Here is a 16,372-nt window from a genome sequence, read left to right on the forward strand (position 1 = left end):
CCGACGCGGCATCATCGCCACGTAACGTCACATCACTTGTTCGAATCCGAGTTCGACGCGAGCGTCTCGTTCAGCTCGGCGCGCGCTTCCTGCTGCGTGAGCCCTTCGATCTTGACCCGCGCGGTGCCGGTGTGGCGCATGTCGAGCATGGCGGCGGCCGCCATCGACAGGTCGATCACGCGGCCGCGGGCGTATGGGCCGCGGTCGTTGATCCGTACGATCACCGAGCGCGAATTGGCCGGATTGGTCACGCGCACGTACGAGCCGAGCGGCAGCGTGCGATGCGCGGCCGTCATGGCATGCATGTCGTAACGCTCGCCATTGGCGGTGCGGCGGCCGTGGAAGAAGCGTCCGTACCATGACGCGCGTCCGATCTGATGGAAGTCCGCGACGTCGACGCCGTCGTCGGTGAGCGGCTGCGCGTCAGCCAGCGGCGACGCGGGCGCGTTCGACGCGCTCGGGCTCGAGGCCGGCGCGCTACCGAACGATTGCGGTCCGAAAGAGCTCAGGTGCATGTTCTTTGTACTTTGCGGCGTGTCGTTCGCGGACGTATCGGGCGCGCCCGGAGGCGTGGCACAGCCGGCCAGTACAAAAAAGGCAAAAAGAGTCCCTACACCACGGGTTAGCCGAGTTTTCATAAGACGTGCAATCACATTGTCGAGCCGCGTCACCCGCAAACTGCTGGGTATGTTGCTTGCGGCTCCGGCGGTAGGGACGACAACGCGCCGCGCGAAAATGCGCAGTACGTCAAAGCCCGGATACGGCTCACTCAGCCGCTACCGCACGGTTAATTTTCACGTCTGGCGCAACCTGTCCCCGGCAGCCTGACCAGACCCCACATGCCGCCAACTGAACGTGGCAATGACACGTTCTTGCGCGCGCAACTCAGCGCGCAGGAACGGCGGCGTAGGCCCCACCCAGCGTCACGGAGATTAATTCCGTAGCAGGCGCGCGGCGCCTGGCTGGGCAAGACGTGTGCATCGAACGCATCGATACTGATGGCCGTCGGTATTCCGACAGCCCTTACTTGAACGGCGAGCGGCATTCCCTTTTTGTGGGAACGCATCGCCTTGTGGCAGCACAATTCCTAGTGCATGGAGTCCATTATACCCAAAACTTTTTTTTGGGATGGTGAGCTGCTCAAAAACTTGATCAATCTTCACATTTATCGCAAAAATGGACATACGAAAGTCCGAGACGGGCCGTGAGCCGGCCCCGTCGCATGGGCGGCGGAGGCTGTCGCGAGGCCCGGTACAATCAACGTTTTCCCAGCGCGTCGTCCAGCCATGAAAGTCACCCTGATCCCCGTCACGCCGTTCCAGCAGAACTGCTCGCTGCTCGTTTGCGAGGCCACCGGGCACGCTGCCGTCGTCGATCCGGGCGGCGACCTCGACATGATCCAGCGCGAGATCGCGCGGCAGAACGTGACCGTCGAAAAGGTCTTGCTGACCCATGGCCACATCGATCACTGCGCCGGCGCGAAGACACTCGCCAGCCACTACGGCGTGCCGATCGAAGGTCCGCATCCCGACGAACGCTTCTGGCTCGACAAGTTGCCGGACCAGAGCACGCGCTTCGGCTTCCCGGCCGCCGACGCCTTCGAGCCGGACCGCTGGCTACAAGACGGCGACACCGTGCATTTCGGCGACGAAACCCTCGAGGTCTACCACTGCCCCGGCCACACGCCGGGCCACGTAGTCTTCTTCAGCCGCGCGCACCGGCTTGCACTAGTTGGCGACGTGCTGTTCGCCGGCTCGATCGGCCGCACGGATTTCCCGCGTGGCAATCATGCGGATCTGATCCGCTCGATCCGCGACAAACTCTGGCCGCTCGGCGACGACGTCACGTTCGTGCCCGGCCACGGCCCGACCTCGACGTTCGGCGCCGAGCGCCGCACGAATCCCTACGTCGCAGACGGAGTGGGCGCATGAGCAGCGAAATCTATGTGAGTACCGACGTCGAAGCGGACGGCCCGATCCCCGGCCCGCATTCGATGCTGAGCTTCGCATCCGCCGCATACACCGAAGACAAGCAGCTGATCGCGACGTTCTCGGCGAATCTCGAACTGCTCGAAGGCGCAGCGCCGCATCCGGTTCAGGAAGCGTGGTGGAAGACCCAGCCGGAAGCATGGGCGGCCTGCCGCCAGGACTTGCAGAAACCCGAGGCCGCCCTGACCGCCTATGTCGAATGGGTCGAGGCGCTGCCGGGCAAGCCGGTGTTCGTCGCGATGCCCGCCGGCTTCGACTTCACCTATATGTTCTGGTACATGATGCGCTTCGTCGGCCGCTGCCCGTTTTCGTGGTCGGCGCTCGACATCAAGACGCTCGCGTTCGCGATGACCGGCCTGCCGTACCGCAAGAACATCAAGCCGCGCTTTCCGAAGCACTGGTTCGACGAGCATCCGCACACGCACGTCGCGCTCGACGACGCGATCGAGCAGGGTGCCCTCTTTTGCAACATGCTGAAGGACTTGCGCGCGCGTCAGCCCGAGCTGCCGGGGGATGGCAAGGATGATGGGGACGGCTCAGGGCAAAACGCCGCTCCCGACCCGGTAAATTAGGCAATCTCGCTCGCGAGAGCCGTTTTACATTGCGTTTCGTTTTCGCGCCCTCTACCATGCGTTGATACGGCGACGCTAACGGAGGCGCAGTTGACACTCGATACGTTCTCACAGAAGATCCTGCGCCTACTGCAGCTCGACGCACGTCGTTCCGTGCAGGAAATCTCCGACCAGGTCGGGCTGTCGAGCACGCCGTGCTGGCGGCGCATCAAGGACATGGAACAGTCGGGCGTGATCCAGCGCTACACGGCGCTGCTCGATCGCGAAAAACTCGGCTTGCATGTGTGCGCGCTCGCGCATATCCATCTGACGCGCCACACCGAAGGCGGCGTCGAGCAGTTCGAGCGGGAAATCGCCACCTGCCCCGAAGTGACCGAGTGCTACAGCACGACCGGTGAATCCGATTACATCCTGAAGATCGTCGCGCCGGACATCAAGGCGTACGACAGCTTCCTGCACGAACGCATTTTCAAGATTCCAGCCGTCGCGCAGGTGCGGACGAGCGTCGTGCTGCGCGAAATCAAGTTCGATACGCAGTTGCCGTTGTGACGCATGCCGCCGCCGCGGGCGGCATGAAGGTTCGCGGCATCGGGTGTCCGAAACTCATCGGACTCAGGCGGCGTTGTGAGGCTCCGTGGCGATTGACCGACCGCCGGGGGCGACGCCGGTCTTGAGTTCCGCCACCGAACCACCTTGCGCGGCCGAGATATCCCGTTGCAGCAGCACGTCTAGCTTGCGCGCGCCGAGACGACGCTTGAGCGCCTCCAGATCGACGCGCCCAAGCGACTGCGCCTCGCTTTCCAGCAGACGCGCGGCCTCTGGGCCGTCTGCAGCGCGCCCTTCAACGGACGCCGCCGCCGGTAACACCACCTCCACGTCGAGCCCGGTGCTCAGGTAGTGCAGATTTATCCCAGCGGCCTGCAAGCCCCAGGCCGCCAGCGCCGCGTCGACCTCGGCGGTCACGCGCTCCCGCGGCGGCAGATCGACCGGTGGATGCGCGAGCGCATCGTTTTCCGGATCGACGTGGATCAGCGCGTCGAGCACGCGCTTGTCGGTCAGCACACGCAGCCGCGCCGACTCCGCGATGTAATGCCCTTCCGATACCGAAATCATCGGATCGACCAGAATGTGCGCGTCGACGAGCGCGAAATCGCCCATCTTGCGCGTACGCATTTCGTGCACGTCACGCACGCCGGGGGTGGACATCAGCAATGCGCGCATGTCGGCCGCGGCGGTTTCGTCGAGCGCGCGGTCCGACAGATCCTGCAGCGCGTCCCAACCGAAGGTCCAGCCCATGCGCGCGACCATGAAACCGACGATGGCCGCCGCGATCGGGTCGAGCAACCGCAAGCCGGCGAGACTGCCGATCACGCCGATCCCCACCACCAGCGACGACGCCGCGTCCGAGCGCGCGTGCCATGCGTTCGCGATCAGCATCGCGGAACGCACGCGCTTCGCCTCGCGCAGCATGTAGCGAAACAGCGCTTCCTTGCTGACCAGCACGAGCGCCGCGACCGCGAGCGCGCTCATGTGGACGGCGGGAATATTTTGCATGTCGGCGAGCCGCGTACCGGCGCGCCACAACATGCCGACGCCGACCGAGATCAGCAGCGCGCCGAGAAATAACGACGCCACCGTCTCATAACGGCTATGCCCGTAATTGTGATCCGCGTCGGGCTTGGCCCCGCTGTGCCGATTGGCAATCAGCACGACAAAATCGGAAATAAGATCGGCAAGGGAATGGATACCGTCGGCAACTAGCGCCTGCGAGTGCGCGATCGTGCCGATGGCGATTTGCAGCGTCATCAACACGCTATTGAGCGCAATACTCGCAAAAGTACTTTTGCGCGCAACGCGTTGTTTCTCGGTGGTTTGGGCGATCGCGGCGGACTGCATGCTGAAAGGCGGAAAGGTCAATTATTGTTATTGTACCCGCCGCGAATCGCGCGTGCAGGGAAAAGCGGAAAAAACCTTTTTAAATCAATCGCTTATCTAAACGAAAAGCATTCGCGTTCCAGTTGCCCTGAAGCGCATGCGACAAAAAGTCGGCGCCGCAAATGACGAAAACCGCGCCCTGAACGGTGCGCGGCTTTTTCAGATTCTGCAGCAGGCTATAAACGCGGTGGATTGCCGCTATTCGTACTACGTGCGGCCAACCCTCACTGCCCGCCTGATCGTGATTACTTCTGGATCAGAAACTTTTCGCGATCAAGACCTGCAATCCAGCGCGGCGGCTTGCCACGACCGGACCATGTGCTGCCGCTTTCCGGATCGCGATATTTAGGAGCGACGCCTGCGCGCGGCCGGCTCGCTTTAGCGCCTTTTGGTGCGCGGCCGCCGCCGAGTTCGCTCAGCGAAATGCCGTAATCCGCCATCTTCTGCTTGATTTCATTCAAGACTTCCGCGTATTCGCGCGACTTCGCTTCTTCAATCTGCTTTTCGAGCTTCTCGCGCTGTGCGAGCAGTTCCTTGTAAGAAGACATAGGTTTCCCTTGTGGTATGGATAAATGACCGCCGGTCTTTTGCCGACTCGCCTTTGAAGGTTTCATGCCTCGGAATTTGACGGCGAGATTAACACAAAATAGAAAGGCTGGATAAGCAACCGGAAAAAATTAATTTAAATTCGTTTCAAAAAGTTTCCTGCGCTGCTTTTGGGTCGGACTACGGCCTTTCTAATCGCTGATTTCGCATGTCGCTAAAAAAGTCCACTCATCTGCATATTTACATGATTTAACTATCAAGAAATGAGACTTGAGCGGTCCATTGCACATCGAACATTTCACGGCATGAAAGCTTTGACTTGGATAAACCGCGCACTATTGAGACAAAGATCAGACCCGTTCGTCGCGACTAGCGCACGCGCGCTTTCTCGATAAACGATAAATACTTAATCCGCATGCCGCTCGATGCAGACTTCGAGCGCGGCGTGCAATGTCCCGGTATCGGACCGGGCGCCATCGAATGCGAAACGGTGGCGCACGCCGTTGCGTTTCAGATCGGCGCCATAACGGTCGACACCCAGCAATTCGACGCCGCCCGCGCCACTCAGCCGGTGACCGAATTCCGCGATCAGCGCGTCCTCCTCGCTGACTGCAAGCGGCGGCAGCGGATCGAGTTCGGCGCCATCGAGCCAGCCCATCGCGCCAAAGCCGCCGATGTAGCGCAGCCGCTCGACCTCCATGATCCAGAACGTGAAATCGCCCAGCATCAGGTAGCGCTCCGCGTCCGGGTGATAGCGCAGGTAGCGCCGCGCCAGTTCCGGGCTCGAGCCGACCGGCTCGAAGCGGCCAAGCAGCGTGACGCGCTGGCCGCCCAGCACGTCGCCGTCGGGTGCGTCGACGGCCAGAAAACCGGCGCGCGGATCGGCGTGCAGGTTGTGCGTGTGCTCCGCGAGCCGGCTCACGAGGATCGTCGGATGATGCCGCGCGTCCGGCGCGAACGGCAGCACCGACGGATACGGAAAGCCCTCGGGCTGGCGAGCGTGCGTGGCGAGCGTGCCGACCGTGGCCGTGTGCAGCAGATGCAGCGGAGCGTGAGCCGGAATGTTCAACTGAGCGTTCCTCGGTGAATTAGGAATGAATGGAAAGCGGCGAGCGGCAGAAAAGCCGCCGCGCACGGCAATGCAAAAACCAACTGCGGCGTGCCATGGCATGACAGCCGGCAATACCGCCAGGTTGCATCCCCTAGCCTATCAATCGTATGCGCCCGATCCCACGGCTCCAAGCATTCGCCACCACGCTTCGATAGAATCGAAGATCCGCTTTCAATGCGCTTTCTCGCGCACTTCGCCTCGAGACCTCCGTGCCCGATCACCAAGCCTCCGAATTCGCCGTCCTGCCCGCCGCGCATCGCAATCTGTCCGTCACCGCACGGCAACGCGCACGCATTGCCACGATGGCGGTATTTTTCATCGCCGGCATGATGTACGCGTCGTGGGGCGTGCACGTGCCGACGGTGCGCGACCGCTTCCATCTGAATCCGGCGATGCTGTCGTTTGCGTTGTTCGCGGTGGCGGGCGGATCGATCGGCGCGATGGTGACCAATGCGTCGTGGATCGCGCGGGTCGGCACGCGCCGCGCCTGCCTGACCGGCGGCCTCGCGATGGCCGCCTGCGCCGCGTTGGTCCTCGTCGTGCCGGCGTACTGGATCCTGCTGGTCGTGCTGGCCGTCTTCGGCGCGGGCATGGCCACGCTCGACGTCGCGATGAACGCCGAAGCGAGCGCCGTCGAAAAGGCGCTCGGCAAGCCGATCATGTCGTCGCTGCACGGGATGTTCAGCCTTGGCGGCATGTTCGGCGCGGCGGTGGGCGGGGCGCTGCTGTCGCGCGGCATGGCGCCGGCTGTGCATCTCGCGCTCGCCGCGGCGGCCAGCGCGCTCGTGCTGGTGCTCGCGTGCCCGTCGGTGCTGCCGCACGTGCCGCACGCCGAGCATCCCGATGCCGCGACGCCGCGCGCGAGCCGCTGGCGCTCGCCGGCGTTGTGGGCGCTCGGCACGATGGCGCTGGTCGCGCTGATCGCCGAAGGCGCGATGTACGACTGGGCAACGGTCTATATGCGCGATGTCGTGCTCTCCACGCCCGCGCTCGCCAGCGCCGCCTACGCGGCGTTTTCCGGCGGCATGGCGGCAGCGCGTTTTGCCGGCGACGCGGTGCGCGCCCGCTTCGGCGCGCCGCAACTCGTGATGATCAGTGCGGCGCTCGCCTGCGCCGGGATGGTCGACGCGCTGCTGCTGCCGAATCCGGTGGCCGCGCTCGCCGGCTTTGCGCTGATCGGCCTGGGCCTCGCGAACATGATGCCGGTGCTGTTCGCGGCGGCCGCGAGCGTGAAGGGCATCCACGCGGCCGAGGGACTGGCGCACGTCGCGGGGCTGGCCTATTTCGGGTTGCTGCTCGGACCGGTGATCATCGGTGCGGTCGCGCAGGTGACCAATCTGACGATCGGGCTGTCGGTCGTCGCCGTGTGCGCCGCGATGATCGCGCTCGTCGGGCCGAAGGTGCTGCGGCGTTTGAAGATCTGACGCAAACGCAACGCCAAAAAGAAGAGGCACGCAAGCCTGACGGCCCACGTGCCTCTTTAGCGGCAAATCGAAGTGCGGCCCGACGCCGCCTTCGACCACACCGAATTTACATCTTCACGACGTCGAGCAGCGTCTTCTTGCCTTGCTTGTAGTTGTACAGCGAGATCACGCCGTGCTGCAGGTCGCCCTTCGAGTCGAACGTCGTTTCGCCGATCACGCCCTTGTAGTCGGTCGTCGGCATCGCTGCCAGGATCTTCGCCGGATCGGTCGAGTTAGCGCGCTTCATCGCGTCGACGATGATGTACACCGCGTCATACGTGAACGGCGCGTAAATCTGGATCGGCTGGCCGAAGCGCTTCTCGTACTTCGTTTCGAACGCCTTGCCGCCCGCCATCTTTTCGAGCGCCATGCCGGCTTCCGAGCAGACGATGTTGTCGGTTGCGTCGCCGGCCAGGTCCGACAGCTTGTCGGTACACACGCCGTCACCTGCCAGCACCTTCGCGCGCAGGCCGAGCTGCTTCGCCTGCTTGGCGAACGGGCCGCCGGTCGCGTCCATGCCGCCGTACATGATCGCGTCGGGATTTTCACCCTTGATCTTCGTCAGAATCGCGCGGAAGTCGACGGCCTTGTCGTTCGTCGCGTCGTGCGACACGACGTTCATACCGAGCGACTTCGCCGTCTTCTCGAATTCGTTCGCGAGACCCTGGCCGTAAGCGGTCGAGTCGTCGACGATCGCGACGCTCTTCACCTTCATGCCCTTCGCCGCGTAGTTCGCGAGAGCCGGGCCTTGCTGCGCGTCGGTCGCGACGACGCGGTAGGTCGTCTTGAAGCCTTGCTGCGTGTAGGCCGGGTTCGTTGCCGACGGCGAGATCTGCACGATGCCCGCATCGCTATAGATCTTCGATGCCGGGATCGAGGTGCCCGAGTTCAGGTGGCCGACCACGGCGACGACCTTGTCGTCGACGAGCTTCTGCGCAACCTGCGTGGCCGTGCGGGGGTCGGCCGCGTCGTCCTGCGCGTCGAGTTGCAGCGTGATCTTCTGGCCGCCGATCGTCAGACCCTTCACGTTGATTTCCTCAATGGCGAGGCGCGCGCCGTTTTCGTTGTCTTTACCCAGGTGAGCGATACCGCCAGTCAACGGCGCGACGTGACCGATCTTCACGACCGTGTCGGCCGCGGCCGATGTTGCCAACGTCGCGAACAGCACCGCCGCAGCGCTGATCGGCAACAGCTTTTGAATCTTGATGTTCATGTAAGTCTCCAGTTTCGGTCAAAACAACGTAATCGCCCTGTGCCCCGCTTCCCCTACTCGTGTCGCTCAGTCCCGTGGACGACCACGCCGGTTGCATCGTTCATGCACTTGGCCAGTACGTTTACCGGACTGTTTGTGACAGTTGGCAAACCGTACTTGCGCGCAAGTGTAGGCCATCAAATTAATTTGCGGGAATTTTTTGAGAAAGTGGGAACAACACTAATAGCGCAGTTCCCGGGCGAACCGCTCGTGGCTTGGGCGAGCGGACCGGAAAGCCCCAGCCCATGCGGGTTTCCGCTAATTAGGAAGTTTCTCCGCGGGCGCGGATTTAGCCATTTTCCGGCTTCTGTCACATATGATTCGAAGGGTTTTTCAACTCAAAAATGTGGCGTGCCGCACAGGATAGTGAGTGCGGTAAAAAACTTGAATCAGCCTTAAATCGGCCATGCAATCAACGCAAGAACGCGGCGATTCGCACGGAGGCCGCCTGCCATTCCTGCTCGAGCTGCGCCATCAGTTCGATCGCGCCGATTGCTTCGGCGCGCGTGTGGCCAAGCGGCGCACCCTGCCCCGCCCACAACGACAGGTAATCGCCGTTCTGCGCACGCGCCGCGTTTTGCCGCAGCTCCTGCGTCAACGCGTTTTGCACCGGATATGGCGCGATGCTGTCCGCCGAGTCGCGCAAACGTTGTATCAACGGATTGCGGATACCGCGCGCGTGGCGACCCGTGATCGCGCGCGTCACGGTGGTCGAGGTATCTGACATGCCGCGCACGCGGGTTTTCCATACCTCGGGGATCGCGCTCTCGCGGGTGGTCAGAAACGCGGTGCCCATCACCGCGGCTTGCGCTCCGAGCGCGAGTGCCGCGACGATGCCGCGACCGTCCATGATGCCGCCGGCCGCGAGCACCGGCAGCCCGGTCGCGTCGACCATTTGCGGCACGAGCGCCATCGTGCCGACCAGCGCATCTTCGAATGCGCCGATGAACGTGCCGCGATGCGCGCCCGCCTCCGCGCCTTGCGCGGCGACGGCATCGGCGCCCGCATCGCGCCACGCGATGCCTTCGGCAACATGCGTCGCAGTCCCAACTACATAGCTGCCGCTCGCGTGCAAACGCTCGACGTCGTCCGCTGCTAGCAGTCCGAACGTAAAGCCGGCGACCGGCACCCGCAATTCGATCAGCGTTTCCAGTTGCGCGCGAAAGTCAGGCGCATAGCGTGCGAGCGGCTGTCCCGGCGGCAAGCCGAGATCGGCTCGCAGCGGATCGATTGCGTCGAGAGCGCGGCGCACGGTGGCTTCATCGGGCGAGACCGGATCGAGCACGAACAGATTCACGCCGAACGGGCGATCGGTCAGCGCGCGAATCGCCGCGACCTCGCTCGCGATCTTCTCGGGTGCGAGCGCCGCCCCCGCGAGAAAACCAAGTCCGCCCGCATTGGATACCGCCGCGACGAGCGCCGGCGTCGTCGCGCCGCCGGCCATCGGCGCCTGCACGACGGGTATCCGCATCTGGAAGTGCTCGGCGAACGGCGTCACGAAACTGCCTTCATTCATGTTCGTTTCCTTCCGGCGCAAAGCCGTCGATGTGCTGATTCATGCGCTCGCCAACATGTTCGCGAGATGCGCTGACACGCGCGAGCCATCACGCGCTGACTTTACCGACACGCGCCATCGCGGAGAAATGAATTATCGAGATCGTTTCAATCGCCTGACGAGAATCGAAGCACGCCGCATCACCCGCGAGGCCCCGTCCCGCCTCCCTGCAAGGCGATTCTTTTGATGGCAAACTAACCGCCCGTTGCAGGGCCTCGTGGCCTTGAGCGTTTCGTACACACCGACCTCGCGCGGCGGTCGCGCGAGTCAATGGAGAACAGCATGAGCACGACTTCCCGATGGATCGACATCCCCGCCGGCAACGACAGTTTCGGCGGCTACCTCGCGCTGCCGAAGGGCGGCAAGGGACCGGCCGTCATCATCATTCAGGAAATCTTCGGCGTGAACGGCCATATCCGCTCGGTCGCGGATCAGTACGCGCAGGACGGCTATGTCGCGCTCGCCCCGGACGTGTTCTGGCGCGTGCAGCCGCGCGTCGAATTGACGTATGACGGCAAGGATCGCGAAAAGGGCATCGAGCTGATGCAGAAAACCAAGGTCGACGACGCGGTCGCCGATCTCGGCGCCGCTGCGGCCGCCTTGCGCGCGCTGCCGGAAGTGACCGGCAAGATCGCGGCGATCGGCTACTGCTTCGGCGGCCGTCTCGCCTATCTGGCCGCGGCGGCCGGTTCGGTCGACGCCGCTGTCGCCTACTACGGCGGCGGCATCCATAACCATCTCGACAAAGCCGCGAACATCAAGGTGCCGATGCAGTTCCACTACGGCGAGCTCGACACGCATATTCTGCCGTCGGACATCGGCCAGATTCAGGAGCGCTTCGCGGGTCGCGGCGACGTGCAATTCAACATCTACCCGAACGCCGACCACGGTTTCAACTGCTCGGAGCGTGCATCGTACAACCAGCACGCGTCGGCATTGGCGCATGGCCGCACGCTGACGTTCCTCGGCGAGCGGATGTAATCCGCGGTTCCGGTATTCGCCGGCCCCGCCGCGTTGCGCATGTGATCGCACGCTCGCGCATTTGAAGTGCGCACTCGGATTCACACGAGTCACGTCGGCGCTCAACTCGGGTACTCTGTGCAAGACGGCGTGTCGGCCGACACGCCGTCTTTTCACATGTGCGACGCCCGAGCGGGGCAACGCGATGCCGAGCGAAACGCCTCAGTCGCGCGTGCATGGCCGGCCACGAATTCGACGCAGCATGCCAACCGACCGCGAGGGCTCAACCGACGTGCAATCAGACTATCTCGCTCATGACGCCATCGGCCTCGCCGAACTCGTGCGCACGCGCCAGGTCAGCGCGCGCGAATTGATCGACGTCGCGATCTCGCGCACCGAGGCCGTCAATCCCGCGATCAACGCGGTCGTTCTGAAGGACTACGATGCGGCCCGCCAACGTGCGTCGCGCGAAGACGCGAATCGCGCGAATACCGTCGACGGCGCGAACGGAACGGACAACTCCGCCGCCCACGCCGCGCTCGCCGGCGTGCCGTTCCTGATCAAGGATCTCGGCGCGCCCGTCGCGGGACTGCCCATGGCAATGGGCAGCCGACACTACCGGCACTTCATTCCGACTCAGGATGCGCCGGTCGTCGCGCTCGCGAAAGCGGCGGGTTTGAATATCTTCGCGAAGACCAGCACGTCCGAGCTCGGCCAGATGCCTTATACGGAGCCCGAACTATTTGGCGCGTGCCGTAATCCGTGGAATATCGATCACACGCCGGGCGGTTCGAGCGGCGGCGCGGCGGCGGCGGTCGCTGCCGGCATCGTACCGCTCGCGCATGCGTCGGACGGCGGCGGCTCGATCCGGATTCCGGCGTCGTGCTGCGGACTGTTCGGCCTGAAACCCTCGCGCGGTCGCGTGCCGCGCGCGGCGCAGGCCAGCGCCGGCGAACTCGGCATCGATCACGCCGTGTCGCGCAGCGTGCGCGACAGCGCGTTGCTGCTCGATCTGCTGGCCGGCAACGCCGAGCGGCCGAGCGGCGCGCCCGGCACCTTTCTCGGCGCGACGCGCGAGCCGTGCAAACCGCTGACGATCGCCTACGTGACCGAGCCGATGCTCGCGCCGTCGTTATCGGCCGATGCGCGCGCCGCGCTCGACGACGCCGCGCAACTCGCGAGCTCACTCGGCCATCGTCTGGAGCCGGTGTCGCTCGGCGTCGATTTCGCGGCGGTCCGTCATGCGTTCCTGACACTGTGGTCGGTGACCGCCGAGGACCTCGTGCTGAACGCGGAGCGCATCACCGGCCACAAGCCAACGCGCGGCGAGTTCGAGATTTCGACATGGGCGATGGCGCACGTCGGCCGCAAGCTCGGCGAGCAGGGCTTGCCGGCCGCGCTCGACGAACAGCGCCGCATCACTGCGCGTCTGACCGACCTGCTGAACCGCTACGACGTGCTGTTGTGCGCGACGCTCGCGTCCGCGCCGATCAAGATCGGCGAGATGCGACCAAGCTCGGTCGAGCGCATGCAGATGCGCGCGGTCACTACGATACCGCTAGAACGATTGATGAAGAAACTGCTGTTCGAAGCGTCGAACAAGGCGTTCGCGTGGGCCGGATGCACGGAGCTGTTCAACCTGAGCGGCCAGCCGGCGATGTCGGTGCCTTTGTACTGGAATGCGCGCGGGCTGCCGATCGGCGTGCAGTTCGCGGCGCGTACCGGCGGCGAGGCGACTCTGTTCAGACTCGCCGCGCAACTCGAGGCGGCACGGCCGTGGTTCGACAGGCGGCCACCATTGATGAATGCGCGCCGCTAATAGTCCAGCGGCCCGCTGCAATGAAGCTTTGAAAAACCGGCCCGGCTTGCGCCGCGCAGGCTTGATCAGGCCTTCTTGTTATAGGCGCTGCACCATCCCGTGGCCGCGACCTGCTTGCCCGCGAACATCGGGCAGAGGCCGTAGGCATCGCCCGCCTTGCCCTGGAAGAAGCTGCAGTTGCTGCATTGCTCGCCAGGCGTGTATTTGGCGAATTTCGCCTTGTCGACCTTGCTCGCGTCCGCCTTGTAGCCAAGCGCCTGCGCGGTCGGATCGGTTTCGGAGACTTTCGGCGCGTCGGCGAACGCCTGGCGCGACAGCGCGAACGTCGATGCCACACCGATGCTGGCGATCAAAAACGTACGACGGGAAGAACTCATGGGGACTCACTCCATTTATATGGGAATCAACGCCGTTCTGATGACAGCGTTCGCCAAGCATAGCAACGTAGCCGTCGCCCGTGATATTCCAAATGCTAAAGATAAGCGGATCGGTACGGTCCAAACGCAGCCTCAAGGCCGCCCGCTCAGCTCGCAGACCCGCTGCGCAATCGCAAGCGATGCCGTCAACCCCGGCGACTCGATGCCGAACAGATTGACGAGCCCGCGCACGCCATGCGCGGCCGGCCCCTGGATCATGAAGTCCGCGGCGGGCTCGCCCGGGCCGGACAACTTCGGACGAATACCGGCGTACGCCGGCTGCAACGCGCCATCGGGCAAGGCCGGCCAGTACGCGCGAATCGCCGCATAAAACGACTCCGCGCGACGCGGATCGACGTCGTAATTGATCGCATCGACCCATTCGACGTCGGGGCCGAAGCGCACCTGGCCGCCCAGGTCGAGCGTCAGATGCACGCCGAGGCCGGCTTCGTTCGGCATCGGATAGATCAGGCGGCTGAACGGCGCGCGCCCCGAGATGCTGAAGTAATTGCCGCGCGCCAGGTAGAGCGGCGGCACGTGGCGCGAGTCGAGTCCGCGAATCTTGCGCGCGAGTGCGTTCGCATGCAGACCCGCGCTGTTGATCACGCAGGCAGCGCTGATCGTGGTGGGCGCCGCACCGCCGACCGCGATGGTGAAACGGCCGTTGTGAGCCTCGATCGCCTCGACCGGCGCATGGAACGCGTACACGGCGCCGTCGCGCTCGGCATCGCCTTGCAGCGCGAGCATGTACTGATGACTATCGACGATCCCCGTTTGCGGCGAAAACACCGCCTCCACGCATTCGAGCGCCGGTTCGAGCGCCTGCGCCTGATCGCCGGTGATGCGCAGCAGGTCGAGCACGCCGTTGTCGCGCCCTTTGGCCATGATGCTTTCGAGCTGCGGAATCTGGTTGCGCGACGTGGCGACGAGCAGCTTGCCGCAGCGCGAATGCGGCACGTTGCGCTCGGCGCAATAGTCATACAGCATTTCGCGGCCGCGCACGCACAGCGTGGCCTTCAGCGATCCGCGCGGATAGTAGATGCCCGCGTGAATCACTTCGCTGTTGCGTGAACTCGTGCCCACGCCGATGGCGTCGGCGGCCTCCAGCACGATCACCTCGCGCCCGCGCGCCGCCAGCGCGCGCGCCGTCGCGAGGCCGATCACGCCGGCGCCGATCACTACACATTCGATCTGATCCATATCCGTTGACGCGGCGCATTGGGCCGCGCGCTGCCTCGTTCAGCCGATGGAAGGAAGACAAGTACGGCACCTCGCCGCCGCGTTCCGTTTGTTGTCGAACGCATCTGTCCGCTGGTCTGCTTATGTCTTTTTATCACCGCCACGGAAAATTGTACGACTCGGTACAGACAGAAGTGACAAACGTTCGTGCGCGCCGACCAGGCGATGGCGGCGCAAGCTGGCTCGATTCTGCGCTCCACATCGAAAATAGCAATAATTGCCGCGGCATTCACCACGCAGGCTGTCCAAATTTGCCGAGACAGCTCCCCAAATTCCAGAGAAGCGGGGTTTGGGTGCAAAAAACCGACCGAAAACCTCAAAAACCGATCGGTTTTCGCCGGTTTCCGTAATCGAGGCGGATATCGGCGGGCTCGATCTGGTCGCGTCCTGCGATGCGCGCCGCGCCGAAGCCGTTCAGGATCGCGCGGCGCATCTCGCGCGGCGACGCCCGCTTGAGCGCATCGAGCGTCGCTTCGCCAAGCGTCCCCGGAAAGCGCAGGCCCCAGTTGTGCGCGCCGCGGATCTCGTCGTAGATCGACTGCGCGATGCGTCGCGCGCCGGCGTGGTCCGGCGGCGAGATCTCGTAGACGTTCATGCGGTTCAGGATCGGCTCGGGGATCGCGCGTTCGTCGTTGGCGGTCGCGATCCAGATCACGTTGCCCGCGTTGATCGGTATCTCGGCGAACTCGTCGATGAAGCTCTGGGCGGTGTCGTGTTCGAGTAGCGCGTACAACGCGCCGAGCGGATCGTATTGCGAATCGCCGCTCGCCTTGTCGATTTCGTCGACGGCGATCACCGGGTTCGCGTAGCTGCCGTTCACGAGTGCATCGAACACCTTGCCCGGCTTCGCGTTCTTCCATTGCGACGAGGCGCCCGACAGAATCCAGCCCGCCGTCAGCGAACTCATCGCGACGTATTGGTACGCGGTGCCGAGCAGGCGCGCGAGCTGCTTCGCGAAATGCGTCTTGCCGATGCCGGGCTCGCCGAGCAACAGGATCGGCATCAGTTCGAGCCGGTCCTCGGTTTCGAGGCACAGCGCGACCTGCTTGCGGATGTCGTCGAGCGGTGCGGAAAAATTGGGCAGCGCGCCGATCAGATCGTCGATCGACGGCATCCGGTTCGGCTTCACGCAGAATCGCAGATTGCCGGTTTTCAGCATCTTTTCGTAGGTCGCGCGCAGCGCCTCGTTCGCGCCCTCGCCGAGACCGTTCAGCGCGCTTTCGACCTCGTCGAGGTCATACACCCGGCTGAACGAGGCCACGGCGATTTCCTGTTTGACCATTGCTGTCGTCATCGCTCACCCCGTCTGGCTGATTCTGCAGCGGCGGCGCCTTGTGAGCGCCGGTTCGAGTCCAGTGTAGCGAGGACACAAACGCGTGCAAGCCAGCAGTCATGTGGCTCTGCTGCTAACGATCGCGGGCATCCCATCCTCATCTGGAATGGAGTGTTGCTGAACCGGCCCTCGTCGACCGTGTCAGAAATCGTTGCGGCCATCGGGGGTAAGATGGCTCTCTAA

General features: G+C 63.9%; 16 protein-coding genes. 7 read left to right on the forward strand and 9 right to left on the reverse strand.

Going from position 1 to position 16,372, the window contains the following annotated elements; genetic code table 11:
• Positions 1-32: 32 nt before the first annotated feature.
• Positions 33-638: a septal ring lytic transglycosylase RlpA family protein gene (locus HDG34_RS13735; RefSeq protein WP_184060825.1), complete on the reverse strand. Its 606-nt coding sequence runs from the start codon at positions 636-638 to the stop codon at positions 33-35.
• Between the two features lie 648 nt (positions 639-1,286).
• Here HDG34_RS13735 and HDG34_RS13740 point away from each other — a divergent pair.
• The 3 genes from HDG34_RS13740 (at position 1,287) to HDG34_RS13750 (ending at position 3,109) form a co-directional block, all read left to right on the forward strand.
• Complete coding sequence (locus tag HDG34_RS13740; RefSeq protein WP_184060827.1) at positions 1,287-1,931, forward strand: MBL fold metallo-hydrolase; 645 nt, start codon at positions 1,287-1,289, stop codon at positions 1,929-1,931.
• Positions 1,928-2,560: an exonuclease gene (locus HDG34_RS13745; protein WP_090802665.1), complete on the forward strand. Its 633-nt coding sequence runs from the start codon at positions 1,928-1,930 to the stop codon at positions 2,558-2,560. Before HDG34_RS13740 ends, HDG34_RS13745 begins: the two co-directional genes overlap by 4 nt.
• Positions 2,561-2,650: 90 nt before the next feature.
• On the forward strand, positions 2,651-3,109 hold the full coding sequence (locus HDG34_RS13750) for an Lrp/AsnC family transcriptional regulator (RefSeq protein ID WP_012431468.1): 459 nt from the start codon (positions 2,651-2,653) through the stop codon (positions 3,107-3,109).
• Between the two features lie 63 nt (positions 3,110-3,172).
• Here HDG34_RS13750 and HDG34_RS13755 read toward each other — a convergent pair whose 3' ends face one another.
• From HDG34_RS13755 to HDG34_RS13765, 3 genes are all read right to left on the reverse strand, one after another.
• On the reverse strand, positions 3,173-4,456 hold the full coding sequence (locus tag HDG34_RS13755) for a cation diffusion facilitator family transporter (protein ID WP_184061031.1): 1,284 nt from the start codon (positions 4,454-4,456) through the stop codon (positions 3,173-3,175).
• A 284-nt stretch (positions 4,457-4,740) separates the two neighbouring features.
• Positions 4,741-5,043: an H-NS family nucleoid-associated regulatory protein gene (locus HDG34_RS13760; RefSeq protein ID WP_008921239.1), complete on the reverse strand. Its 303-nt coding sequence runs from the start codon at positions 5,041-5,043 to the stop codon at positions 4,741-4,743.
• A 404-nt stretch (positions 5,044-5,447) separates the two neighbouring features.
• The gene (locus HDG34_RS13765; protein WP_184060829.1) at positions 5,448-6,110 is read right to left on the reverse strand and encodes a HugZ family protein; all 663 of its coding nucleotides are present in this window, start codon (positions 6,108-6,110) and stop codon (positions 5,448-5,450) included.
• A gap of 251 nt (positions 6,111-6,361) precedes the next feature.
• Between HDG34_RS13765 and HDG34_RS13770 the strand changes: the two genes are divergently transcribed.
• Positions 6,362-7,576 (forward strand): MFS transporter, encoded by a 1,215-nt coding sequence (locus tag HDG34_RS13770; RefSeq protein WP_184060830.1) that lies wholly within the window; start codon positions 6,362-6,364, stop codon positions 7,574-7,576.
• Between the two features lie 106 nt (positions 7,577-7,682).
• Here HDG34_RS13770 and HDG34_RS13775 read toward each other — a convergent pair whose 3' ends face one another.
• Together HDG34_RS13775 and HDG34_RS13780 are read right to left on the reverse strand one after the other, a co-directional pair.
• Positions 7,683-8,828, reverse strand: a complete 1,146-nt coding sequence (locus HDG34_RS13775) for a branched-chain amino acid ABC transporter substrate-binding protein (RefSeq protein ID WP_184060833.1) — start codon at positions 8,826-8,828, stop codon at positions 7,683-7,685.
• A gap of 451 nt (positions 8,829-9,279) precedes the next feature.
• Positions 9,280-10,383 (reverse strand): nitronate monooxygenase family protein, encoded by a 1,104-nt coding sequence (locus HDG34_RS13780; protein ID WP_184060835.1) that lies wholly within the window; start codon positions 10,381-10,383, stop codon positions 9,280-9,282.
• On the opposite strand from HDG34_RS13780, the gene HDG34_RS38620 reads away from it, so the two are divergent.
• The 3 genes from HDG34_RS38620 (at position 10,382) to HDG34_RS13790 (ending at position 13,201) form a co-directional block, all read left to right on the forward strand.
• Positions 10,382-10,609, forward strand: a complete 228-nt coding sequence (locus tag HDG34_RS38620) for a hypothetical protein (protein WP_184146058.1) — start codon at positions 10,382-10,384, stop codon at positions 10,607-10,609. The genes HDG34_RS13780 and HDG34_RS38620 overlap by 2 nt on opposite strands.
• A gap of 95 nt (positions 10,610-10,704) precedes the next feature.
• A complete protein-coding gene (locus HDG34_RS13785; RefSeq protein ID WP_184060837.1) occupies positions 10,705-11,403 on the forward strand; it encodes a dienelactone hydrolase family protein in 699 nt (232 codons plus the stop codon).
• A gap of 241 nt (positions 11,404-11,644) precedes the next feature.
• On the forward strand, positions 11,645-13,201 hold the full coding sequence (locus tag HDG34_RS13790; RefSeq protein ID WP_221309134.1) for an amidase: 1,557 nt from the start codon (positions 11,645-11,647) through the stop codon (positions 13,199-13,201).
• Between the two features lie 65 nt (positions 13,202-13,266).
• Here the strand turns inward: HDG34_RS13790 and HDG34_RS13795 are convergent, their stop codons facing one another.
• The 3 genes from HDG34_RS13795 to HDG34_RS13805 all read right to left on the reverse strand — a co-directional run bounded on the left by HDG34_RS13795 (position 13,267) and on the right by HDG34_RS13805 (position 16,150).
• The gene (locus tag HDG34_RS13795; RefSeq protein WP_184060839.1) at positions 13,267-13,578 is read right to left on the reverse strand and encodes a high-potential iron-sulfur protein; all 312 of its coding nucleotides are present in this window, start codon (positions 13,576-13,578) and stop codon (positions 13,267-13,269) included.
• Between the two features lie 132 nt (positions 13,579-13,710).
• A complete protein-coding gene (locus HDG34_RS13800) occupies positions 13,711-14,817 on the reverse strand; it encodes an NAD(P)/FAD-dependent oxidoreductase (RefSeq protein WP_184060841.1) in 1,107 nt (368 codons plus the stop codon).
• Positions 14,818-15,172: 355 nt separating this feature from the next.
• On the reverse strand, positions 15,173-16,150 hold the full coding sequence (locus HDG34_RS13805) for an AAA family ATPase (protein ID WP_184060843.1): 978 nt from the start codon (positions 16,148-16,150) through the stop codon (positions 15,173-15,175).
• Positions 16,151-16,372: the final 222 nt, after the last annotated feature.

Source organism: Paraburkholderia sp. HC6.4b (assembly GCF_014200875.1).
In the GTDB taxonomy this organism is placed as follows: domain Bacteria; phylum Pseudomonadota; class Gammaproteobacteria; order Burkholderiales; family Burkholderiaceae; genus Paraburkholderia; species Paraburkholderia tuberum.